The following is a 497-nucleotide window of genomic DNA, read 5'->3' as shown; positions in this document are numbered from 1 at the left end:
CCAGCATTGATTCCACCGGAGTGACAAAACCGAGATCCGGATGGAATTCGTTACGGTTGACGCCTTTGAGAATAACCGGCTTGCCGTTAATCAGCAGTTGGCCCCGCTCGATTCGAATTTCCCGGAAGCCTACGAAAACGCTTCCTGTTTCAAGCACATGGCCTTCCTCATCTTCGAGCGTCAACAACAGTGCGTACAGATTCGGCTCCTCCGCCGACCACCGGCGCGGGGCCGATACCGGGATATCCACCTGAACGACGACATCCTCTCCGCCCTCAACCGATACTATCCGCTGACGGATTTCGGCTGCAACCGGCTGGCGGCCCTCATCAAGAAGCTGCAGGCCAACCTGATGATTGCGGGCTTGCCCTGCATCCGCATAGTTCCGCACGGTCAGCTGGACCTCAAGCACCGCATCCTCCCCTTGCGGGATAAAGCGGGCTTGCGTTTTCACATCCCGGATGTGAACCTGCGGCGCGGCTTTTAAGTACACATCG

General features: G+C 57.5%; 1 protein-coding gene. It reads right to left on the bottom strand.

The features are described from left to right. Positions 1–497 (bottom strand): glycoside hydrolase family 2 TIM barrel-domain containing protein (locus tag WBG83_RS07735; protein ID WP_336744163.1); only part of this gene is annotated, 497 nt, incomplete at both ends.

The organism is Paenibacillus sp. y28 (genome assembly GCF_037137075.1).
In the GTDB taxonomy this organism is placed as follows: Bacteria; Bacillota; Bacilli; order Paenibacillales; family NBRC-103111; genus JBBBNV01.
Note: the sequence above shows the minus strand (reverse complement) of the source record. Positions and strands in the feature narration are given on the sequence as shown.